At 71.9% G+C, this 22,361-nt stretch carries 16 protein-coding genes; 14 read left to right on the forward strand and 2 right to left on the reverse strand.

Translation table 11 applies throughout. The features are described 5' to 3' along the window. Nucleotides 1–115: 115 nt before the first annotated feature. The 8 genes from glgX (at nucleotide 116) to AB0F81_RS03815 (ending at nucleotide 12,263) form a co-directional block, all read left to right on the forward strand. Nucleotides 116–2,227 carry a glycogen debranching protein GlgX gene (glgX, locus tag AB0F81_RS03780; RefSeq protein WP_360190426.1) on the forward strand — a complete coding sequence of 704 codons (2,112 nt, stop codon included), beginning with the start codon at nucleotides 116–118 and terminating at the stop codon, nucleotides 2,225–2,227. Further along, nucleotides 2,228–4,495: a malto-oligosyltrehalose synthase gene (treY, locus tag AB0F81_RS03785; protein ID WP_360190429.1), complete on the forward strand. Its 2,268-nt coding sequence runs from the start codon at nucleotides 2,228–2,230 to the stop codon at nucleotides 4,493–4,495. Then, nucleotides 4,492–6,222 (forward strand): malto-oligosyltrehalose trehalohydrolase, encoded by a 1,731-nt coding sequence (gene treZ, locus AB0F81_RS03790; protein WP_360190432.1) that lies wholly within the window; start codon nucleotides 4,492–4,494, stop codon nucleotides 6,220–6,222. The genes treY and treZ overlap by 4 nt, the downstream gene beginning before the upstream one ends. Nucleotides 6,223–6,246: 24 nt before the next feature. After that, a complete protein-coding gene (gene yidD / locus AB0F81_RS03795) occupies nucleotides 6,247–6,612 on the forward strand; it encodes a membrane protein insertion efficiency factor YidD (protein WP_360190434.1) in 366 nt (121 codons plus the stop codon). A gap of 78 nt (nucleotides 6,613–6,690) precedes the next feature. Next, on the forward strand, nucleotides 6,691–7,929 hold the full coding sequence (locus tag AB0F81_RS03800) for a transporter substrate-binding domain-containing protein (protein ID WP_360190437.1): 1,239 nt from the start codon (nucleotides 6,691–6,693) through the stop codon (nucleotides 7,927–7,929). Next, complete coding sequence (locus AB0F81_RS03805) at nucleotides 7,926–8,960, forward strand: hypothetical protein (protein ID WP_360190440.1); 1,035 nt, start codon at nucleotides 7,926–7,928, stop codon at nucleotides 8,958–8,960. The genes AB0F81_RS03800 and AB0F81_RS03805 overlap by 4 nt, the downstream gene beginning before the upstream one ends. 81 nt (nucleotides 8,961–9,041) lie before the next feature. Then, entirely contained in the window at nucleotides 9,042–9,764 is a 723-nt protein-coding gene (locus AB0F81_RS03810) for a protein phosphatase 2C domain-containing protein (RefSeq protein WP_360190442.1), read from the forward strand. 57 nt (nucleotides 9,765–9,821) lie between these two features. Continuing rightward, nucleotides 9,822–12,263, forward strand: coding sequence for an EAL domain-containing protein (locus tag AB0F81_RS03815; RefSeq protein ID WP_360190445.1), 2,442 nt, complete (start codon nucleotides 9,822–9,824; stop codon nucleotides 12,261–12,263). 130 nt (nucleotides 12,264–12,393) lie between these two features. On the opposite strand, the gene hrpB is transcribed toward AB0F81_RS03815, so the two are convergent. After that, entirely contained in the window at nucleotides 12,394–14,940 is a 2,547-nt protein-coding gene (hrpB, locus tag AB0F81_RS03820; RefSeq protein WP_360190674.1) for an ATP-dependent helicase HrpB, read from the reverse strand. A gap of 196 nt (nucleotides 14,941–15,136) precedes the next feature. Here hrpB and uraD point away from each other — a divergent pair, with 196 nt between their 5' ends. Genes uraD through AB0F81_RS03840 form a run of 4 tightly spaced genes read left to right on the forward strand, consistent with a single transcriptional unit; the run spans nucleotide 15,137 to nucleotide 18,203 of the window. After that, a complete protein-coding gene (gene uraD / locus AB0F81_RS03825) occupies nucleotides 15,137–15,643 on the forward strand; it encodes a 2-oxo-4-hydroxy-4-carboxy-5-ureidoimidazoline decarboxylase (protein ID WP_360190447.1) in 507 nt (168 codons plus the stop codon). After that, on the forward strand, nucleotides 15,633–15,995 hold the full coding sequence (gene uraH / locus AB0F81_RS03830) for a hydroxyisourate hydrolase (protein ID WP_360190450.1): 363 nt from the start codon (nucleotides 15,633–15,635) through the stop codon (nucleotides 15,993–15,995). The genes uraD and uraH overlap by 11 nt, the downstream gene beginning before the upstream one ends. Before the next feature lie 4 nt (nucleotides 15,996–15,999). Beyond that, nucleotides 16,000–16,860: a factor-independent urate hydroxylase gene (pucL, locus tag AB0F81_RS03835; RefSeq protein WP_360190453.1), complete on the forward strand. Its 861-nt coding sequence runs from the start codon at nucleotides 16,000–16,002 to the stop codon at nucleotides 16,858–16,860. Then, the gene (locus tag AB0F81_RS03840; RefSeq protein ID WP_360190456.1) at nucleotides 16,857–18,203 is read left to right on the forward strand and encodes an 8-oxoguanine deaminase; all 1,347 of its coding nucleotides are present in this window, start codon (nucleotides 16,857–16,859) and stop codon (nucleotides 18,201–18,203) included. Before pucL ends, AB0F81_RS03840 begins: the two co-directional genes overlap by 4 nt. A gap of 223 nt (nucleotides 18,204–18,426) precedes the next feature. Here the strand turns inward: AB0F81_RS03840 and AB0F81_RS03845 are convergent, their stop codons facing one another. Then, complete coding sequence (locus tag AB0F81_RS03845; protein ID WP_360190459.1) at nucleotides 18,427–20,259, reverse strand: helix-turn-helix transcriptional regulator; 1,833 nt, start codon at nucleotides 20,257–20,259, stop codon at nucleotides 18,427–18,429. Between the two features lie 315 nt (nucleotides 20,260–20,574). Here AB0F81_RS03845 and AB0F81_RS03850 point away from each other — a divergent pair, with 315 nt between their 5' ends. Next, entirely contained in the window at nucleotides 20,575–20,751 is a 177-nt protein-coding gene (locus AB0F81_RS03850; protein ID WP_360190462.1) for a hypothetical protein, read from the forward strand. A gap of 54 nt (nucleotides 20,752–20,805) precedes the next feature. Further along, nucleotides 20,806–22,353, forward strand: coding sequence for a malate synthase A (gene aceB, locus AB0F81_RS03855; protein ID WP_360190465.1), 1,548 nt, complete (start codon nucleotides 20,806–20,808; stop codon nucleotides 22,351–22,353). Nucleotides 22,354–22,361: the final 8 nt, after the last annotated feature.

Raw genomic sequence — 22,361 nt, forward strand, 5'->3', positions numbered from 1 at the left:
CGATTCCGCGAGAATGACCACTGACGCGGCCGCGCAGGATTAGCCGATCCCTCTGACGGGCATAGCTCGCCGGGCGGTCGCGAGCACAGCGACGGCCGAGGGGTGGGAGCACGACATGCAGGTCTGGCCTGGTCACAGGTACCCGTTGGGTGCCACGTACGACGGGACCGGCACGAACTTCGCGATCTTCTCCGAGGTGGCCGAGGCGGTCGAGCTCTGCCTGTTCGACCCGTCGGGCAACGAGCGGAAGGTGCAGCTTCACGAGCAGGACGCGTTCGTCTGGCACGCGTACCTGCCGGGTGTGGAGCCGGGGCAGCGGTACGGCTACCGGGTCTACGGGCCGTACGAGCCGCACCGGGGACTGCGGTGCAACCCGCACAAGCTGCTGCTCGACCCGTACGCGCGGGCCGTCGACTCGGACATCGAGTGGCACCCGTCGCTGTACGCGTACGACTTCGCCAACCCGGACCAGATGTCGGACCTCGACTCGGCGCCGTACATGTCCAAGGGCGTGGTGGTGAACCCCTACTTCGACTGGGGCAACGACCGCCGGCCGGACATCCCGTACCACCACTCGGTGATCTACGAGACCCACGTCAAGGGGCTCACCCAGCGGCACCCGGAGATTCCGCGGGACATGCGCGGCACGTACTCGGCGATCGGCCACCCGGCGATCATCGAGCACCTGAAGAGCCTCGGGGTGACCGCGGTCGAGCTGATGCCGGTGCACCAGTTCGTCCACGACAACCGGCTGCACGACCTGCGGCTGCGCAACTACTGGGGCTACAACACGCTGGGCTTCTTCGCGCCTTACCACGGGTATTCGGCGATGGGCTCGCTGGGCCAGCAGACCCAGGAGTTCCGCGGCATGGTGAAGGCGCTGCACGCGGCCGGTATGGAGGTGATCCTCGACGTCGTCTACAACCACACCGCCGAGGGCAACCATCTCGGTCCGACGCTCAGCCTCAAGGGCATCGACAACCGGACCTACTACCGGTTGGTGGACGACCAGCCGCAGTTCTACATGGACTACACGGGTACGGGTAACAGCCTGAACGTGCGCAGCCCACAGAGCCTCCAGCTGATCATGGACTCGCTGCGCTACTGGGTGACCGAGATGCACGTGGACGGCTTCCGTTTCGATCTCGCCTCGACGCTGGCCCGCGAGTTCTACGACGTGGACCGGCTCTCCACCTTCTTCGAGGTGGTGCAGCAGGACCCGGTGGTCGGCCAGGTGAAGCTGATCGCCGAGCCGTGGGACGTCGGCCCCGGCGGCTACCAGGTCGGCAACTTCCCGCCGAACTGGACCGAGTGGAACGGCAAGTACCGGGACACCGTGCGCGACTTCTGGCGCGGCGAGCCGGCCACCCTGGCCGAGTTCGCCTCCCGGATCACCGGGTCGGCCGACCTCTACCAGGACGACGGGCGCAAGCCCTTCCACTCGATCAACTTCGTGACCGCGCACGACGGGTTCACGCTCAACGACCTGGTCTCCTACAACGACAAGCACAACGAGGCCAACGGCGAGGAGAACCGGGACGGCGAGAGCCACAACCGGTCGTGGAACTGCGGCATCGAGGGGCCCACCGACGACGAGAAGGTCCTGCAGCTGCGGGCCCGGCAGCGGCGCAACTTCCTGGCCACGCTGATGCTCAGCCAGGGCGTTCCGATGATCTCGCACGGCGACGAGCTGGGCCGCACCCAGCACGGCAACAACAATGCGTACTGCCAGGACAACGAGCTGAGCTGGATCGACTGGGAGAACGCCGACGAGCAGCTGCTGGACTTCGCCCGCAAGCTGACCGCGTTCCGGCACCGGCACCAGGTGTTCCAGCGGCGCCGGTTCTTCACCGGCCTGCCGGTGACCGCCCGCGGCGGCGGCGACCCGCTGCCCGACCTGGAGTGGTTCACCCCGGACGGCCGGCAGATGGCCGGCGACGACTGGGGCAACGACTTCGGCCGGGCGGTCGCGCTCTTCGTCAACGGCGAGGGCATCCGCGAGCGCGGCCAGTACGGCCAGCGCCACGTGGACAGCTCGTTCCTGCTCTTCTTCAACGCGCACGACGCGCCGCTCGAGTTCACCACGCCTCCCGCGGAGTACGGGGAGAAGTGGGAAAGAGTCATCGAAACCGCCGATCCGTCCCCCGATCGCCCGTCCGTCGTGGAGGCCGGACACAAGATCTGGGTGCCGGACCGGTCCCTCATCGTGCTCGACAGGACGGTGTAAATGCCCCCGAGCAGTACCTATCGAGTCCAGGTCCGTCCCGACTTCCCGCTACAGACCACCGCCGAGCTCGCCGACTACCTGGCCGACCTCGGGGTGAGCCACCTCTACTCCGCCCCGCTGCTCACCGCGGCCCCCGGCTCCGAACACGGTTACGACGTCGTGGACCACTCGCAGGTCAGCCCGGCGCTCGGCGGCGCGGACGGCCTACGGGCGCTGCACCGTGCGCTCCAGGCCGCCGACCTCGGCCTCGTGGTCGACATCGTGCCGAACCACGCCGGGGTGGCGGTGCCGCACGTGAACCCCACCTGGTGGGACGTCCTGAAAAAGGGCCAGAAATCCGAGTTCTCGGGCTTCTACGACATCGACTGGTCGCGCGGCCGGCTGCTGCTTCCGGTGCTGGCCGACGACCCGGACGCCCTCGACGAGCTGCGCGTCGAGGACGGCGAGCTGCGCTACTACGACAAGCGCTTCCCGATCGCCGACGGCACCGGCGAGGGCACCGCCCGGGAGGTCCACGACCGGCAGCACTACGAGCTGGTCAACTGGACCCGCGGCGACGCCGAGCTGAACTACCGCCGGTTCTTCGCGATCGTCGACCTGGCCGGCTTGCGGGTCGAGGACCCGGAGGTCTTCGACGCCACGCACGCCGAGATCCTGCGCTGGTACCGCGAGGGCATCGCGCAGGGCATCCGGGTCGACCACCCGGACGGGCTGCGCGACCCCGGCGGCTACCTGGCCCGGCTGAGGGAGGCGGCGCCGGACGCCTGGCTGGTGGTGGAGAAGATCCTCGAGCCCGGTGAGCGGCTGCCCCGCTGGCCGGTCGCCGGCACCACCGGTTACGACGCGATGGCGCAGGTCAACGGTGTTTTCGTGGATCCCGGCACGGAGGCCTTCTTCGACACCCTGGACCACCACCTGACCGGCGGCGAGACGTCCTGGCAGGACCTGGTGCACCAGTGCAAGTACGCGGTCGCCACCGAGTTGCTCGCCGCCGAGCTCGCCCGCCTGGCGCGGCTCGTACCCGACATCGAGGGCGCGCCGCGCGCCCTCGCCGAGCTTGCCGCATGCTTCCCGGTCTACCGCTCCTACCTGCCGGAAGGTTCCCGCCAGCTGGCGGTGGCCCGCTCCGAGGCGGGGCGCCGCCGCCCGCAGCTGATCTCCGCGCTGGACCAGCTCACCGGCCGCCTGCGCAACCCCGGCGACGAGCTGGCCATCCGGTTCCAGCAGTTCACCGGGGCGGTGATGGCCAAGGGCGTCGAGGACACCGCGTTCTACCGCTGGACCCGGTTCGTCGCCCGCAACGAGGTCGGCAACGACCCGGCGAAGTTCGGCGTCTCCGCCGACGAGTTCCACCACGCGGCCGAGGAGCGGCAGCTCGACTGGCCGGACTCGATGACCTCGCTCTCCACCCACGACACCAAGCGCGGCGAGGACGTGCGGGCCCGGCTGGCAGTCCTCTCCGAGGTGCCCGGTGACTGGACCGAGGTGGTTCGCCGCTGGGTCCGGTTCGCTCCGCTCCCGGACCCCAGCCTGGCCCATCTGATCTGGCAGGTCGCGGTGGGCGCGTGGCCGATCTCCCGGGAGCGACTGCAGGCGTACGCGCAGAAGGCCGCTCGTGAGGCGGGCAGCGCGACCACGTGGCAGCGCCCGGACGAGGAGTTCGAGACGGCGTTGCGGGAGATGGTCGACCGCATCTACGACGACCCGGCCCTGCACCGGGAGGTGGCCGATTTCGCCGCCTCGATCACCCCGCCCGGCTGGTCCAACTCGCTCGGGCAGAAGCTGGTGCAGCTCACCATGCCCGGCGTGCCGGACGTCTACCAGGGCACCGAGCTCTGGGACTACTCGCTGGTCGACCCGGACAACCGCCGCCCGGTGGACTTCGCCGCCCGGCGCGAGCTGCTGGGCCGCCTCGACGACGGCTGGCTGCCGCCGGTGGACGAGACCGGCGCCGCGAAACTGCTGGTCACCAGCCGGGTGCTGCGGCTGCGCCGGCAGCGGCCGGAGCTGTTCAGCGGTTACCGCCCGATCTTCGCCGACGGGCGGGTGGGCGAGCACGTGCTCGCCTTCGACCGGGGCGGCGTGGTGGCGGTCGCGACCCGGCTGCCGGTCGGATTGTCACGCCACGGCGGCTGGCACGACACCACGCTGTCACTGGACGGACATAGTTGGACGGAAGTGTTCACGAATACCAGCTACGGTGGGAATCGCCTGTCGGTCGCCGAGTTGCTGCACACCTATCCCGTCGCGCTCCTGGTGAAAGAATGACTCTCTTCGAGGTTTGGGCACCCGAGAAGCCGGTGCGACTGCTGATCGACGGCGCCGACCGTGCGATGGAGTCCGGCGACGACGGCTGGTGGCGGCTCGACGTGCCGTCCGCGTCCCCGGGCAGCGACTACGCGTTCCTGCTCCCCGACGTCGACAACCCGCTTCCCGATCCGCGCTCGGCCTGGCAGCCGAACGGCGTGCACGGCCCCAGCCGGGTCTACGACCACTCCGCGTTCGCCTGGACCGATCAGGCCTGGACCGGCCGGCAGCTGCCCGGCGCGGTGATGTACGAGATGCATGTCGGCACCTTCACCCCGGCCGGCACCTTCGACGCCGCCATCGAGAAGCTGGACCACCTGGTCGAGCTCGGCGTCGACCTGGTCGAGCTGCTCCCGGTGAACGCCTTCAACGGCACCTACAACTGGGGTTACGACGGGGTCTGCTGGTTCGCGCCGCACGAGGCCTACGGCGGTCCCGACGGTCTCAAGCGCTTCGTCGACGCGGCCCACGACAAAGGTCTCGGCGTGGTGCTCGACGTGGTCTACAACCACTTCGGCCCGAGCGGGGCCTACGCGCCGATGTTCGCTCCCTACCTGAGCACCGGCAGCAACACCTGGGGCAGCTCGCTCAACCTGGACGGCCCGGAGTCCGACGGGGTCCGGCGCTACATCGTCGACAGCGTGCTGATGTGGCTGCGCGACTACCACATCGACGGCCTCCGGCTGGACGCCGTGCACGCGCTGCACGACGAGGGCGCGGTGCACCTGCTGGAGCAGATGGCCGTCGAGGTGGAGGCGCTCTCCAGCCACCTGCGCCGGCCGCTGTCGCTGATCGCCGAGTCCGACCTGAACGATCCGAAACTGATCACCCCGCGCGAGGGCGGGGGCTACGGGCTGCACGCCCAGTGGGACGACGACGTGCACCACGCCCTGCACTCGCTGGTCACCGGCGAGCGCCAGGGCTACTACGGGGACTTCGGCTCGCTGGACTGCCTGCGGACCGTGCTGGAGGGCGCCTTCTTCCACGCCGGCACCTGGTCCAGTTTCCGCGGGCGCCGGCACGGCCGTCCGGTCGACCGGCAGCGGATCCCCGGCCACCGGTTCGTCGCCTTCCTGCAGAACCACGACCAGATCGGCAACCGCGCGGTCGGCGACCGGCTCACCGCCACGCTGTCGCCGGCCCTGCTCAAGGTCGCCGCCACGCTGCTGCTCACCTCGCCGTTCACGCCCATGCTGTTCATGGGGGAGGAGTGGGCGGCGACCAGCCCCTGGCAGTACTTCACCAGTCACCCCGAGCCCGAGCTGGCCGCCGCGGTGCAGACCGGCCGGCGCCGGGAGTTCGCCCGGCACGGCTGGGCCGAGGCGGACGTGCCCGACCCGCAGGACCCGGCCACCTTCGAGCGTTCCAAGCTCGACTGGTCCGAGCTGGCCAAGCCGGAGCACGCGTCGATGCTGACGTTCTACCGGGAGCTGATCGCGCTGCGCCGCCGGGTGCCGGACCTGTCCGATCCGTGGCTCTCCGGCGTCGAGGTCTGGCACGGCGACCAGCACGTGGTGATCCGTCGCGGTTCGCACGTGGTGGCGGCCAACCTGGCCGGGACGGCCCAGACGGTCAGCGTCCGGGCGCTGCCCCGCTCGGTGCTGCTCGCCACCTCGCCCGGCGTGGTGGTCGAGCGCGACCGGCTGGTCCTGCCCGCCGAGACGGCCGCGGTTGTCGCCGTGCGATGAGCACCGGTCCGTCATGATGTCCGCATGGGCTGGGGGAAGAAGAAATCACGGCGGAAGAAACGTCGGGACTGCGACTGCAACACCTGCGACTGCGACATCCCGGGCTGTGACTTCCTGACGCTCAGCACGCTGCTGCGGCTCACTGCCACGCTCGCCGGCCCGCGCCCGCGCCGCGGCCCGGCCGAGCAGGCGGTGACCGGCGCGATCCGCGGCTATCGCCGCGTCTCCCCGCATCTGCCCACCCGCTGCCGGTACACCCCGAGCTGCAGCGCCTACGCGCTGGAGGCGATCGAAAGACACGGCCTGGGTACGGGGCTGCGGCTGGCCGCGGCCCGGCTCACGCGGTGCCGTCCCGGTGTCCCTTTCGGTACCGAGGACCCCGTTCCCTGACAACCTGGTGCACCATGACTCCCTGGGGCGGCTTCGATGCGCTCCGGCGAGCTGCCAGGGCACGGACAGAGGGAGCCGATGGGCGACAGGGACACGGATGACGACGAGGCGGTCTGGCCCGCCCAGCCGGCTCCGGAGCAGCAGCCAGGCTCGCCGGCGCCGGTCGGTGAGCGCGGGCTGCGCTGGCCACGCCAGTGGAGCCCGGACCGGATCTGGCCGTCGCAGTGGAACGGCGACCGGAGCTGGCTGCGCCGCCGCCCGCCGGAACCCGAGCCGGCGACGGTCGAGGAGATCGCCTCCCGCGACATCGCCGAGCAGGAGGTGCTGGAAGAGGTCATCTCCGAGATCGAGCACCGGTCGATCGTCGACGGGGAGTACCGCTTCAAGGCGTGGCGGCTGGCCGGCCTCGGGGCGCTCATCGTGCTGACCCTGGCGGTGACGCTGGGCCGGCTCCTGGTGGGCGGGCCCCCGTCGGTCGCCGACCTGCGCGCCGAGGCCGGGGTGGAGGAGTGGACCGAGCTGGCCGTCGGCGTCAAGGACGACCAGTTCGGCACGGCCTACTACGACGAGACGAGCAAGAGCTGGTCCGGCTTCGACATCGACATCGCGTACATGGTGGCGGAGGACCTGGGGTTCCGGCCCGACGACGTCCGCTTCTACGGGCTGGAGAGCGAGGACCGGGCCCGGATGCAGGCGACCGACCCGGCCACCGGCAAACGGGTGCCGGTGCAGCTGGTGATCGCCAGCTACAGCATCACCGCCGACCGGGAGGCCGCCGGGGTGCGGTTCTCGGCGCCCTACCTCTACACCGAGCAGTCGGTGGTCACGCTCAACGGGCACCAGCCGGTCTCCGCGCTGGAGGACCTGGCGTTCCAGCGGGTCTGCACGCTCTCCACCTCGACCAGCAGCACCGCGCTCGATCGGGTCAACGCGATAGTGGTCCGCAAGAACCGGGTCCGGGAATGCTTCGCGGAGCTGGACAAGCGCACGGTCGACGCGGTCAGCACCGACGCCGCGATCCTCGGCGGCTACAAGTACAAGTTCCCGGAGAAGTACGAGCACTGGGATCTCGGGCTGGACGCGACCGAGCGGTGGGGCATCAACGTGGGGGAGAACCCGGCCCTGAAGACGCTGGTCGACCTCACCCTGTACCGGTCGTACATCGACCCGCAGGACGACCGCTGGGAGCAGGCGTGGCGGGACAACTTCCAGGTGGAGGTCGCGGCGAACGGCAAGACCCCGATCGCGATCGCCGAGCAGCCACGGGCGGAGCGGCCGGACGTACGCCAGCTGCCGTGGGAGAGCCTGCTGGGATGAGCGAGATCCACACCGGCGCCGTCGCCAAGGAGCGGGTGCTGCCCCGGCAGAGTTACCGGGCCGAGCTGAACTGGCTGCTCGCCGTCCTGCCCGGGTTTCCGCTGCTGCTGCTCGTCCTGCGGCTGTGGTACCTGAGCCGGCAGGACCTGCCGACCATGCTGCTGCTGGTCCAGTACATCAACCCGCTCGGCATGATCGGCGCGCTCTTCATCACGCTGAGCTGGACCATTCCCGCGGTGATCCTGGTGGTCCGGGTTCTCGGCGGCATCCTGCTGGTCAGCGTCCCGGACCGGACCGCGACGTCGTTCCTGGCCGTGGCGGCGCTGCGGATGCCCGGCTGGGTCGTGGTGATCGCCGCCGGCATCGCCGCCTTCACCTGGCAGCTGCGCATGCTGCCGCTGCTGATGATGATGGTCGTGGCGATCCTCGGCCTCACCGCCGTGCAGAGCGTGCAGGGCGAGAAGTGGCTGATGCGGTGGATCACCGTCGGCGTGCCGGTGCTCACCGGCCTGCTCGTCTGGATCTTCGTGTGGCCGGGTGTCGTCGCCGCCCTGGAAGCCGGCGAGTACAGCACGGCCGCGCTGCTCGGCGTACCCCCGCTGATCGGCCCGTTGCTGACCGGGCCGGTCCCGGAGCGCTGGGCCCGGATCGCCACCCACTGGCCGGCGGTCGTGGCCGCCTTCGCCATGCCGTTCGTGGTCGGCGTGGTCTTCCTCCGCGCGCCGGTGCTGCCTAACAGCGCCATCGAGGTGGCCGCCGAGGGCGAGCCGGTCGAGGTCATCCGCGGTCAGCTCATCGCGGTCGACGACACCTCCACCACGATGCTGGAGCCGACCGGCGAGGTCACCTTCGTGCCCAACGGCGAGGTCCGCTCGAAGACCCTCTGCCCCGAGCCGGTCCGCCCGCCGGACAGCGCCGTGGCCGTCCGCGGCTGGCCGGTCGAGACGTCGGCACTCCAGTGGATCGCACCGACACGCAAGGTGACGGAAGTCGATCCGAGGTGCCTCGGTCGCCCGCTGTCGCGGGCATGAGTGTATTTTCTGCTACGACATGGACGACGCGCCGCCTCCCACGTGCAGACAGCCGAGCATCGACCTGGCAGGCTGCACGCCATGACCTTGCACCTCCGGTGGGCGGGCGTCACCGATCAGGGACACGTCCGGAGCAACAACGAGGACTGTCACTACGCCGGTGACCGGCTCCTCGTCGTCGCGGACGGCATGGGCGGCATGGCAGCCGGCGACTTGGCCAGCCGGATCGCCATCGACGCCATGGTCTCGCTCGACGTCCCGATCGACACCGAGCACCAGATGGACGCGCTGCACAAGGCGCTCGAAGTGGCCAACGGGCGGATCGCCGAGACGGTCGCCGCCGACCCGTCGCTCGCCGGCATGGGCACCACGCTGACCGCGGTGCTCTTCAACGGTGAGCGGGCGGCGATGGCGCACGTCGGTGACTCCCGGGCGTACCTGCTGCGTGACGGCCGGCTCAACCAGCTGACCAAGGACGACACGTACGTTCAGATGCTGATCGACCAGGGTCTGCTCAAACCCGAGGAGGCGGCCGGGCACCCGCGCCGGGCGGTCGTCACCCGGGTGCTGCAGGGTGAGCCGGTCAGCCCGGCGTACGTGATCGTGGAGCCGCAGCGCGGCGACCGCTGGCTGCTGTGCAGCGACGGCCTCACCGGCGTGGTCCCGGACCCGATCCTGGAGCAGGAGATGCGGGCCATCCCGGACCCGAAATCCTGCGCCGAGCGCCTGGTCGACCTGGCGCTGCGCGGCGGCGGCCCGGACAACGTCACGGTGATCATCGCTGACGTGACCGCCGGGGACTGACCCCGCTTCGCTGACCAGGTACCTTACTCCGGCCGCAAGATCGCGGCTGGGACTCTGGTGGTGATCACGACGGTGCGACTGGTCGGCATGCTGGCGCTTGCCCTGGTGGTGGTCGCCCTCGGCGAACTGGTTCCCGGTTCGCCGCGCCTCTACAGCGACACGGTGCAGCTTCTCGCCGGGCTCGGCGCCGCGGGCGTCTGCTTCGCGGCGGCCCGGCACCGCACCGGCGTACCCCGGCGCTGGCGCCACCTGGCCGCGGCCGGCCTGCTCGTCTGGTCCCTGACCCGGCTCTGGTGGGTCGTGCAGGACCTGTCCGGCGCCGGCCGGCAGAGCCCGGAGGCGATCGCCGACATCGGATTCCTGGTGCTGCCGGCGTGCATGCTGGCCGGCCTGCTCGCCTCGACACACACCCGGCCACGCCCGGTGCCCACCTCGCCGCGGCGGGACCAGATCGCACTGGTCATCGACAGCGTGCTGATCACCGGTTCGGTGCTGGCGCTGATCTGGTCGGTGTTCCCGGGGGATCCGCTGGACGACGTGGTCGGGGCGGCGCTGCTCGCCTATCCGGTGGCCGACCTGGTCCTGCTCACCATGGTGGGGCTGCTGCTGACCACCCGGCCCGACTCGCCGGCCGGGCGGCGCCCGCTGCGGCTGGCGGGTGCGGCGCTGCTCGCCTTCGGCGCGGCCGACACGGTGCGGCTCCTCGGCGCCGGCCCGCTGTGGCTGCAGACCGCCGGATACGTGCTCGGGCCGGCGCTGCTGACGTCGGCGGCGCTCAGCCCGGCCCGGCCGGTGGTGCAGCGACCGGCTGCGGCGCTCCTCGAACGGGACTGGCTGCATCTGCTGCTGCCGTACGGGCCGGTGCTGGTGACCGGGGTGGTGCTGGCGGCCCGGACCGTCGCCGGGGATCCGCTGACGACGTTCCAGGCATATCTCGGCTGGCTCGGGCTCGCCCTGGTCGTCACCCGGCAGATGCTCACGATCATGGACAACACGGTGCTGCTCGACCGGGTCGCCGAGACGCAGGAGCGGCTGCACCACCAGGCGTACCACGATCCGCTCACCGGGCTGGCCAACCGGGCGCTCTTCCAAGAGCGGCTGGCGCTGGCGGTGGAGGCGCACGAACGGTCGCAGGCGCCGGTCGCGGTGATCTTCGCGGACCTGGACGACTTCAAGCTGATCAACGACACGTTCGGGCACGCCATGGGGGACCGGGTGCTGCACGCGGTCGGGGAGCGGATGCGGTCGTGCGTACGCTCCACCGACCTGGTGGCCCGGCTCGGCGGTGACGAGTTCGCGGTGGTGCTCGACCAGGGTGGAGAACCCGCGCCGCCGGCGCGACCCGCGGGCGGCCGGCTGCGCTCGATGGTCCGGCAGCGCATAGGCGGCCGGCGGTACGTGCTGTCAGCGGCCGGGGTACGGGTGACCGGCAACGCGGACTGGGTTCCCCGGCGGACCGCGCCCCCGCCGTCGCCGCCGGAGCCCGGGTGGAGCTGGTCGGCGGAGGCGGAAGCGATCGGCCAGCGGGTCCTCGCGACCCTGCGGGAGCCGTACGTGATCGACGGCCGCTCGGTGGGCGTCGGCGTGAGCATCGGGCTGGTGACCGCCGAGTCCGGCGACCGGCTCTCCGCGGACATCCTGCTGCGCCGCGCGGACGCCGCCATGTACGCGGTGAAACGCCACGGCAAGGGCGCGCTGATCCGCTACACCGGGCCGCGCGACACGCTGCCGAACGCGGACCTGCCGCAGCTGCTGGCCGGCGCGCTGGCCGAGGGCGGCAGCCCGGCGGCGGCCGGCTTCGAGGTGCACTACCAGCCGATAGTCCGGCTGTCCGACGGCGCGACCGTGGCGGTGGAGGCGCTGGCCCGCTGGACCGATCCGGTGGCCGGCCGGGTGCACCCCGACGTGTTCGTCACCATGGCGGAACGCACCGGCCTGGTGGCGGCGATCGACGACTTCGTGCTGGACCGGGCCTGCGCGGACGCGGCCACCCTGGCGGCGCGCTTCGGCCGCCCAATCGACCTGCACGTCAACGTCTCCGCGGGCCGGCTCGGCCAGCAAGGTCTGGAGGACGCGGTGACCGCCGCCCTGCAGCGGCACGGCGTGCCCGCGGAGCGGCTGATCATCGAGATCACCGAGACGCTGCGCATCCCCGACCTGCCCCGGGCCGCGGAGGTCGTGGGCCGCCTGCGCGCGCTCGGCGTGCGGGTCGCCCTGGACGACTTCGGCAGCGGATACAACGCGCTGGCCCAGCTGCATTCGATCCCGGTCGACATCGTGAAGCTCGACTCCACCCTGACCGACTTCGGGGCCGAGCCGGACCGGGCGGGCGCGCTGTGCCGCTCGGTGCTGGCGATCTGCGCGGAGCTGGGCATCACGGTGGTTGCGGAGGGGTTGGAGACGCCGGAGCGGTCGCGTGCGCTCGCGGAACTGGGGTGCCCGCTCGGCCAGGGTTATCTCTACGGCCCTCCGGCCCCGATCACCGCCCTGACGAACTGAGGGGTTGCGCCAGCAGCACGGGCTTTTGCCGGCGCCTTCCAGCACGCCTCGCCTGCGGTGTCCGTCCGGCGCTTCGGTTCACGCTGTCCGCGCTCACCGCATCAGCCCGGCGCTCGCTGCGGTGCGGCGTTCATCGGGAGCGAGGATTCGCCCGCCTCGTCGGCACCGCGGTGGTGGGGTCCTCAGGCCAGGGGTGACGCGGATAGCGGCCCCGCATCTCGGCCCGCACCTGCGGATAGCCCTGCACCCAGAACGAGCCGAGATCACGCGTGACCGCGACCGGCCGGCCGGCCGGGGACAGCAGATGCAGCAGCACCGGCACCCGGCCGTCGGCCAACCGTGGCGCCTCCCGCCACCCGAACGCCTCCTGCACCTTGACCGCCAGCACCGGCGCCGTGGCATCCGAGTAGTCGACCCGGATCTGCGAACCGCTCGGCACCGGCAGCCGCTCGGGCGCGATCTCGTCCAGCCGGCCCGCCACCGACCAGGGGAGCAGCCGGCGCAGGCCGGCGGTGACGTCGAGTTTCGCCAGGTCGGCGCGACGACGGGAGGAGCCGAGGTGAAGCCAGTCCGGCAGGCTCGCCAGCAGCGCGGCGTCGGAGACATCCGGCCAGGGCTCCCCGAGTGCGGCATGGGCGAACGCGAGCCGCGACCGCAACTCCTCGGCCGACCGGGTCCAGGTGAGCAGCCCCAGACCGGACTCACGCAGGCCGGTGAGCAGCGCCTCCTGAATCAGGGCAGGATCCGGGTCGGTGAGACGAACCGAGGCGAGCGTGATCGCGCCGAGCCGCCGCACCCGGCGGGCCACCACGTCGTCGTCGCTCCAACCGATCTCCGTCTCCTCGCTGAGCAGCGCTGACGCCACCTCGCTCGCGGTCGCCTCGTCGAGCGGCGCGGCACTGCGAATCCGCGCGGTGCGCGAGCCGGCCGTCCGGTCGGCATCAGCCACCGCAAGCCAGGTGACGCCGGTGAGCGGACTGCCGTCCGGCAGATCGGCAGCGGTACCGCCGGCCATCAGATACGCCCGGCTGCCGGGTTCCCGGATCCGTGCGACGCGCTCGGGATAGGCCAGACCGACCACCAGCCCAGCCGCCAGATCGTCAGGCAGCCGTGCCGAAGCCGAGCCGCCGCGAGCGTTATCGTCAACGCCGGCCGATTCGGCCGGTGGCTGGTCGTTTTCGTCGGTGCCGCCAGCCGCCCGGTCCAGGGCGGTGCGCAACCGCCGGACCTCAGCCCGCCAGGCCGGATCGCTGCCGCCGCGGGACCGGCGCCAGGCGGCGACGACATCCCCCGAGCTGGAGCGGTCGTCATCGAGCACGGCGACGATTTCGGCCGCCCGGTTGGGGCCCACCGCCGCCGCGCCGTCGAGCAGAGCGCGTGCCAGCCGCGGGTGCAGACCGGCACCGGCCAGTGCCCGGCCCCGCGCGGTGACCCGTCCGTCAGGGCCGATGGCGCCCAGGTCGTGCAGGGTGGCCGTGGCCGCGCGCAGCGCGCCGGCCGGGGGTGGGTCGGGAAGGGCCAGGCCGGTGCCGTCAGGATGGCCCCACAGAGCCAGGTCCAGCGCGAAACCGGTGAGGTCAGCGGCCGCGATCTCCGGCTCGGGCTGGGCCGGCAAGCGGTCGTGCAGCACCGCGGACCAGCACCGGTAGACCCGCCCGGGCGCCTCCCGCCCGGCCCGGCCCGCGCGCTGCTCGGCGCTCGACCGGGAGACCGGCACCGTGGCCAGGGCGCCGAGGCCGCGGGAGTGGTCCATGCGCGGCACCCGGCTCAGCCCGGCGTCCACCACCGCGCGCACACCCGGCACGGTCAGGCTGCTCTCGGCGACCGCGGTGGCGAGGACGACCCGGCGGCGCGGCCCGGCACGCAACGCCGCGTCCTGGCCGGCGCCGGACTGGCGGCCGTGCAGGGTGACCACGTCGGCGTCGAGGTCGCGGAGGCGCTGGGCGACCGTCTCGATCTCCCGCGCGCCGGGAAGGAAGACCAGCACATCGCCGTCGCCGTCGGCGAGCGCCCGGCGGGTGGTGGCCGCGACGTGGTCGAGCAGGCGCGGATCGACCCGCAGGCCGCTCGGCGGAGCGACCGGCCCCGGTGGTGGCGCCCAGATCACCTCCACCGGAAAGGTCCGGGCCTGGGCGGTCAGCACCGGCGCCGGCTGATCCGCCGAACCGAGAACAGCGGCCAGCCGTGCCGAGTCAGCCGTCGCGGACGTGGCCAGCAGCCGCAACTCGGGCCGGAGCGCGGCCCGGACCTCGACGAGAAAGGCCAGCGCCAGATCGGAGTCGAGGTGGCGCTCGTGGCACTCGTCGAGGATCACCGTGGCCGTGCCCGCCAGCTCCGGGTCACGTTGCAGACGCCGGACCAGCAGGCCGGTGGTCACCACCTCGACCACCGTGTCGCGGGAGACCCGCCGGTCACCGCGCACCGCATAACCCACCCGGCCGCCGACCCTCTCACCGAGCAGCGTCGCCATCCGCCGGGCGGCGGCCCGCGCAGCGACCCTGCGCGGCTCCGCCACGATCACCCGCTCCCCGGACCCGGCCAGGGCCAGCGGAACGAGCGTGGTCTTGCCGGTGCCCGGCGGCGCCACCAGAACCGCGGCGCCCGCGCTCATGAGCGTGCCGGCCACCGCCGGCAGGGCGGGGCGGACCGGAAGGTCAGGCAGGGCGTCCGCGGGAATCAGCACCGGGCCAGTCTGACCCATCCCTCCGACAGAACCGCGAGTTGTCCACAGCTCGCCGTTGTCCACAGGCTTGCGCGGCCGGCCATGTTTCGGGCGGGGATTCGTGGCAGGGTGGCCGTGTTAATTCTTCGGTCTGCCCCTGCAGGCGACGGGCCGATCCTGCTTGACTGATCATGATCGAGGGGGTGACGGAGTGAGTGCGGTGGAGACCTTCAACGCGCTGCCTGCCGAGCGCCTGACGGAGGATCTGCTGGCCTGTCTGGCGGCACCGTCCTGGGGCGCCGAGATCGTCGCCAAGCGGCCATACCGTGACCGGGCCGAGCTGCTCGCCGCGGCCGATGCCGCCGCGAGATCGCTGAGCTGGCCCGATGTGCTGCAGGGCCTGTCCGCGCACCCACGCATCGGGGAGCGGGCCGCCGGCGAGTCGAAAGAAGCCTCCTGGTCCCGGGCTGAGCAGCTGGCCGCGGCGCAGAGCGCCGACGACACCACGAAAGGCGCGCTGATCAAGGCCAATCAGGATTACGAGGCCAGGTTCGGCCACGTCTTCCTGATCTTCGCGAGCGGCCGGAGCCAGGCCGAGATCCTGGCGGCTGCCCAGGAGCGGCTCGGCAACGACGCCGAGACCGAGCAGCCGATCGTGCGGGACGAGTTGCGCAAGATCGCGCTGCTCCGGCTGGAGCGGGTGCTCGATGCCCTCTGACGACGGCACCGCCGCCCAGTTCCACGCGCGGATCTCGACGCACATTCTGGACACCGTGACCGGTGACCCGGCCCGCGACGTCTATGTCCGGCTGGAGCGACGCGACTCCGACGGCTGGCTCACCGTCGCCGAGGGGCGCACCGACGACGACGGCCGCCTGCGTTACCGGGTGCCCATGCACGAGTGGCAGGCCGGTGGCTACCGCCTGTTCTTCTACGTGGAGCCCTATCTGGGCGGCGACTGCTTCTTCCCGGAGATCACGGTCGCCTTCCACGTGCACGACCCGGAGCGCCACTATCACGTGCCGCTGCTGCTCAGCCGTTACGGCTACACCACCTATCGAGGGAGCTGACGCGTTGGCGATCGTGCTCGGACCGAATCGTTACGGCAAGGCGGAGACCCGGCTGGTCCGGGTGCACCGCGACGGCGAGACGCACGCCCTGGTGGACCTCAACGTCAGCGTCGCGCTCTCCGGCGATCTGACCGGGACGCATCTGACCGGCGACAACTCCGGTGTCCTGCCGACCGACACGATGAAGAACACGGTTTATGCGTTCGCCAAGGAGCACGGCGTCGGCGAGCCGGAGTCGTTCGCCCTGCTGCTGGGCCGGCATTTCGTCAACACGCAGCCGCAGGTGCACACGGCGAAGGTGTCGATCGAGTCCTATGCCTGGGATCGCCTCGGCCCGCACTCGTTCCAGCGCCGCGGCGACCACACCCGGACCACCGTGGTGACCGTGACCGGGGACGCCGCGCAGGTGGTCTCCGGAGTGACCGGCCTGGTGCTGCTCAACTCGACGGCGTCGGAGTTCCACGGTTTCGTCAGGGACCGGTTCACCACGCTGCCGGAGGCGACCGACCGCATCCTGGCCACCGCGGTGGACGCCCACTGGCGGCACCTGGCCGACGCGGCTGACTGGGGCGCGTCCTTCGAGGGGGCGCTCGATGCGCTGAAGACCGCCTTCGTGGAGACCTACAGCTATTCGTTGCAACAGACCCTCTATGCCATGGGCCGTCGGCTTCTGGAGCAGCGGCCCGAGGTCGCCGAGGTGCGGCTGGCCCTGCCGAACAAACATCACTACCTGGTCGACCTGTCACCGTTCGGTCTGGACAATCCGAACGAGGTCTTCATCGCCGGCGACCGCCCCTACGGGCTGATCGAGGGCACCGTGACCCGTGACGACGTGCCCCCGGCCCTGACGGAGTGGTGGCTGTGATCATCATCGAGAACGCCGCGATCGCGACGGTGGACGCGGCGGGCACCGAGCACCCGAGCGGTTATGTGGTGGTCGGCGACGACGGCCGGATCGCCGAGGTCGGGTCCGGCCGGTGCGAGCAGCCCGGCGAGCGGATCGACGGCACGGGCTGCCTGCTCACGCCCGGGCTGATCAACACGCACCATCATCTCTATCAGTGGGCGACCCGCGGTCTCGCGCTGGACGAGACGCTCTTCGGCTGGCTCACCACGCTCTACCCGATCTGGGGCCGGCTGGACGCCGAGATCGTCGGCGCGGCGGCCGGTGCCGGGCTGGGCTGGCTCGCCCTCTCCGGCTGCACCACGTCGATGGACCATCACTACGTCTTCCCTCGCGACGGTGGTGACGTCCTGGAGGCGGAGATCGAGGCCGCCCGCGCGATCGGGCTGCGGTTCCACCCGACCCGGGGCTCGATGGACCTGGGCCGCAGGGACGGTGGCCTGCCGCCGGACAACGTGGTCGAGGAGACCGACGAGGCGCTCGCCGCCACCGAGGCCGCGATCGACCGCTGGCACGACCCGTCGCCGGACGCCATGCTGCAGATCGCGGTGGCGCCCTGCTCGCCGTTCTCGGTCACCACCCGGCTGATGGAGGAGGCCGCGAGACTGGCTCGGCGCAGGGGCGTCCGGCTGCACACCCACCTAGCCGAGACCGACGACGAGGAGGAGTTCTGCCGCGCGAAGTTCGGCTGCACCCCGGTGGAGTACGCGGAACGCGTCGGCTGGCTGGGCGACGACGTCTGGCTCGCGCACGGCGTGCACCTGGACGACACAGCCATCGCCCGACTCGGCGCGACCGGGACCGGGGTCGCGCACTGCCCCAGCTCCAACGCCCGGCTCGGGGCGGGTATGGCGCGGGTGCGTGAGCTGCTCGATCACCGCGTTCCGGTGGGTCTCGGGGTGGACGGCGCGGCCTCGCAGGAGGTCTCACACCTCGGGGCCGAGTTGCGGCAGGCGCTCTACACCGCACGGTTGCGCGGCGGGCCGAAGGCGATGGACGCGCGGGAGGCGTTGCGGCTCGGCACCATCGGCGGCGCCCGCTGTCTGGGCCGGCAGGACGACCTCGGTTCGGTCGAGGTGGGCAAGCTGGCCGACCTGGTGCTGTGGCGACTCGACGGTCTGGGCCACGAGGGCATCGACGACCGGGTGGCCGCGCTGGTCTTCGGCCCGCCGGCCCGGGTCGAGCTGGCGTTGGTCGGCGGCAAGCCGGTGGTCGAGCGCGGCGAGTTGGCCAACGCGGACGAGGAGACCTTGACCCGGCAGGCTCAGCGGGCACACCGCCGCCTGCTCGACGCGACCGCGTAGCCCGGGCGGCGGCGATGACTCGGCGACGCAGCAGACTGGGCGCGGGGAGCGGGTTCTCAGCGGCGCGGCAGGCAGGGTGCGGCGAGCGGGTTCTCAGCGACGCAGCAGGCCGGGCCGGGGGAATGGGCCAGCGACGACGACCTCCGACCGCGGCGGGCCGGGCATGGAGAACTCGTCAGCGTCGGCACGCCTCGGCGGCGGCACCGCGAGAAGGCTGCCGGGATCAGCCCCGAGGGACCAGGACCGCGGCGGACCGCAACGTGACCGCTGCGCCCGCCGTGCCCGCCGCCATCTCGGCCGTCAGTTCGTCGAACCTGCCGTGCCGGCTGAGCAGGCCGACGAGCTGGTGGGCCGCGCCCACCGATCCGGCGTCGGCGCGTTCCCGCAGCACGGCCGCCGCCTCGGTGATCCGGCCGTCCGCGGCCAGCATCTCGGCCAGGCGCCGGGCGGCCGGCGTGGATCCGGCGTCCGCGGCCTTGCGGAGCAGTCCCATCGCCTCCTCGGCCCGGTCTTGCCGGATGAGCACCCGGACCAGCCAGTTTCCGGCGGCGTGGTCGCCCGCGTTGGCCAGCCGGCGCAGCTCGCCGAGATCAGCGACGGCGGCGAGCCGGGCGGCCTGCTGATATGCCTGATCGTCGGTGCCGGCCCGCTCGCGCATCTCCTCGGCGCAGACCTGCCCGCCCATCAGGATCGCGAGCCGGTGCGCCGCGGGCTTCGGACCGCCGAGGGCGGACGCTTCGGCCCACCGGCCCCGGCGTGCCGCGTTGTCCGCGAGCCGGGCCGTGTCGCTCGGGTGGTGCAGCGCCACCAGGGCCTGCCAGACGACGTCCGGCAGGGGTGCGGTCCGGCGTACCCGGCGGGCGTGCTGGAACAGGTAGTCGGCCACGGTCCATCCGGCGGTCTGTCCCATGCCGGCCGGCGTCGGCACCAGCGCGGAAGTCGCGCCGTGCAGCGGGGCGGTGGCGTAACCGAGGGCCTGATCCAGCCAGTCGGCCGGCGCGGCGGCCTGCTCCGGGCCGTGCAGATAGCCGGGCGCCGCGGCTTCGAGCAGTTCGCGGGTCAGCGGCGCGTGGCAGCCGACCCGCCGGGCGTCGATCGCCGCGGTGAGCACAGCCCGCCCGTAACACTGCGGGGCCTGCTCCCAGCGACGCACCAGTTCCGGCCCGGCGGCCAGCACCTGGGTGAACCCGGCGTCCGGCGTGTCCAGCGCGATCCGGATACGCCGGTCGCCGGCCAGAGCCTCGGCCCGGCCGAGTTCGGCGTCGCTGAAGGCGTCCGGCACGTCGATGACCTGCGCCAGGTCGAGCAGGCGCCGGTCCTGCGCGTAAGGGTCCGGCTGGTGTGGTGTCCGCGGTGTGGTCCGGATCGTGTACTCGTCCGGCCACAACGTGCCGACCAGCACCGCGCCCGCCTCGATCAGCGCCCGGACCGGTGCCGCTCGCAACGGTTCCGGCCCGTCGAGATAGTGCTGGAGCTCGTCCAGCCAGATCACGGTGCGCGGCGGCGGGTCGGCGGCGAGCGCGTGCACGGCCGCGGCGCCGGCCGGATGCACCAGCCACCATTGCGGCAGCGTCGCCCGCACCGCCTCGTGCGCGGACCGGGTCTTACCCACCGAGGATCCGCCGACCAGCACGACGAGACCGGGCGCCGCGACCGCGGCCCGCAGCCGCTCGTCAAGATCCCGGGAGACGTACGCGGGAAGCCCCGCCCCACCCGCGATAGCCGCGTGCACGCCGAGCAGCCGCCCCCGGGTCGTGTGCACCCGCACGGCCCCGGGCGCCCGGACACCACCGGATCCGGCCGCGCGTTCCCGGGCGGCGAGCCACCGCGGCAGTTCCGCCGCCGCCACCCCGAGCACGCTCAGCAACGTGCCGAGCGTCTGCGGCGCCGGCACCGTCCGGCCCCGCAGCACGTCGCTGACCGTGCTCGGCGGCAACGCGGCCTGCCGTTTCCGCGCCTCCTTCGCCAGGTCACGCAGCGACAGTCCGCGTCCGCGGACCAGCCGATCGAGCGCGGCCGCGAGTTCGGCGGCCGTTTCCACGTTGCCGGGATCCACGCCGGTGAGCTTCACGCCACCCGTCGCCGCCGCACCGGACAGCCCGTCCGGATGCGTCCGATCCGCTCGCCGGACACCTCCCGCCGATGCTCCACTGTTCCGGCCCAACCAGCACCCGGCGAAGGCCCGACCCGACGGACCGGCCACGAATGCCGGCCACGGCCCGGCCGCGAAAGGACCGAACGGCCATGCCGCGAAGGCCAGCGATGGCCGGCCGGGAGCAGGCAGGGGTGGGCCCGCCGGGAAGCCAACGACAGCCGGTGGCCGTCATCCAGCGATGACCCCGGCTGCCGAACAGACAGGGAGCACCACCGCATGAACTACTGGACCTCGGTAGCTGAGATCGCCGCCAACATCGGCACCCTGGCCGCGGCTTTTGTCGCCGTTCGCAGCCATTCCCGGGCCACCGTGCGGCGCGCTGCGCAACGCCGTCGGCGGTGGCAACATCGACGCCACCCGGAGGCCCTGCAGCGGACGAAGACCGGGGTGTGAATAATGCTCGATTACGGTACGGGGGAGTAACCACACCGAGAGGAACCGTCAACGATGACCGAGATCCTGTCCGACGAGGCGGTGGCGTTCGTCGCCGACCTGAACCGGCGATTCCGGGCGCGCCGTAACGAGCTTCTCCAGGCTCGCGCCGCCCGCCGCGCGGAGATCGCCGCGGGGGCCGGTCTCGGCTTCCTCGCCGAGACCGCGGACATCCGCGCCGCCGAGTGGTCCGCCCCGCCCGCCCCCGCCGACCTGCAGGACCGGCGCGTCGAGATCACCGGGCCGACCGAGCGGAAGATGACCATCAACGCGCTGAACTCCGGTGCCAAGGTGTGGTTGGCCGACCTGGAGGACGCGAACACCCCACACTGGGAGAACGTGGTCGACGGCCAGCGCAACCTCTACGACGCGATCCGGCGGACGATCACCCTCGAGACCGAGAAGAAGACGTACGAGCTGAACGGCGGCCCGTACCCGACGATCGTGATGCGCCCGCGCGGCTGGCACCTGGACGAGCGGCACCTGCCGGTGGACGGCGAACCGGCCGTCGGCGCGCTGGTCGACTTCGGCCTCTACTTCTTCCACAACGCGGCCGAGTTGATCAACAGGGGAAGTGGCCCCTACTTCTACCTGCCGAAGATGGAGTCCCACAGGGAAGCCGAACTGTGGAACGACGTCTTCACCTATGCCCAGGAGCAAAGAGGCATCCCGGTCGGCACCATCCGCGCCACCGTGCTGATCGAGACCATCCCGGCCGCGTTCGAGATGGAGGAGATCCTGCACGCGCTGCGCCCGCACATCTCCGGGCTCAACGCCGGCCGCTGGGACTACCTGTTCAGCATCATCAAGTACTTCCGGGACAACCCGAACATGATCCTCCCGGACCGGGCCTCGGTGACGATGACGGCGCCGTTCATGCGGGCGTACACCGAATTGCTCGTCTCCACCTGCCACCGCCGCGGCGCTTTCGCGATGGGCGGCATGGCCGCGTTCATTCCCAGCCGCCGCGACCCGCAGGTCAACGAGGTGGCCCTGGCCAAGGTCCGAGAGGACAAGGAGCGCGAGGCCGGCGACGGCTTCGACGGCTCCTGGGTGGCGCACCCCGACCTGGTGCCGGTCTGCAAGGAGATCTTCGACCGGGCGCTCGGCGACAAGCCGAACCAGCTCGACAAGAAGCGCCCGGACGTCGCGGTCGACGCCGCCAACCTGCTCGACGTCGCCGGCACCGGCGGCGCGGTCACCCGGGCCGGCCTGCACAACAACGTCAACGTGGCGCTGCAGTACCTGGAGGCCTGGCTGCGCGGCAACGGCGCGGTGGCGATCCACAACCTGATGGAGGACGCGGCCACCGCCGAGATCTCCCGCTCGCAGGTCTGGCAGTGGATCCACAACGGGGTGCGCCTGGAGGACGGCACCCCGATCACCGCCGAACTGGTCGGCCGGATCGAGGACGAGGAACTCGCGAAGATCCGCGCCGAGGTCGGCGACGAGGCCTGGACGGCCGGCCGCTACGACGACGCCCGCAAGCTGTTCGAGCGGGTCGCCCTCGCCGACGACTTCGCCGACTTCCTGACCAGCGCCGCCTACGACTCCATCGACTGACCCGCGGA

This window comes from Actinoplanes sp. NPDC024001, from assembly GCF_040638955.1.
Lineage (GTDB): Bacteria > Actinomycetota > Actinomycetes > Mycobacteriales > Micromonosporaceae > Actinoplanes.

Coding starts and splice junctions, on each gene's coding strand:
- glgX (WP_360190426.1), top strand. CDS start 116: ATGCAGGTCTGGCCTGGTCACAGGTACCCGTTGGGTGCCACGTACGAC.
- treZ (WP_360190432.1), top strand. CDS start 4,492: ATGACTCTCTTCGAGGTTTGGGCACCCGAGAAGCCGGTGCGACTGCTG.
- AB0F81_RS03850 (WP_360190462.1), top strand. CDS start 20,575: ATGAACTACTGGACCTCGGTAGCTGAGATCGCCGCCAACATCGGCACC.
- yidD (WP_360190434.1), top strand. CDS start 6,247: ATGGGCTGGGGGAAGAAGAAATCACGGCGGAAGAAACGTCGGGACTGC.
- AB0F81_RS03800 (WP_360190437.1), top strand. CDS start 6,691: ATGGGCGACAGGGACACGGATGACGACGAGGCGGTCTGGCCCGCCCAG.
- treY (WP_360190429.1), top strand. CDS start 2,228: ATGCCCCCGAGCAGTACCTATCGAGTCCAGGTCCGTCCCGACTTCCCG.
- uraH (WP_360190450.1), top strand. CDS start 15,633: ATGCCCTCTGACGACGGCACCGCCGCCCAGTTCCACGCGCGGATCTCG.
- AB0F81_RS03805 (WP_360190440.1), top strand. CDS start 7,926: ATGAGCGAGATCCACACCGGCGCCGTCGCCAAGGAGCGGGTGCTGCCC.
- AB0F81_RS03810 (WP_360190442.1), top strand. CDS start 9,042: ATGACCTTGCACCTCCGGTGGGCGGGCGTCACCGATCAGGGACACGTC.
- aceB (WP_360190465.1), top strand. CDS start 20,806: ATGACCGAGATCCTGTCCGACGAGGCGGTGGCGTTCGTCGCCGACCTG.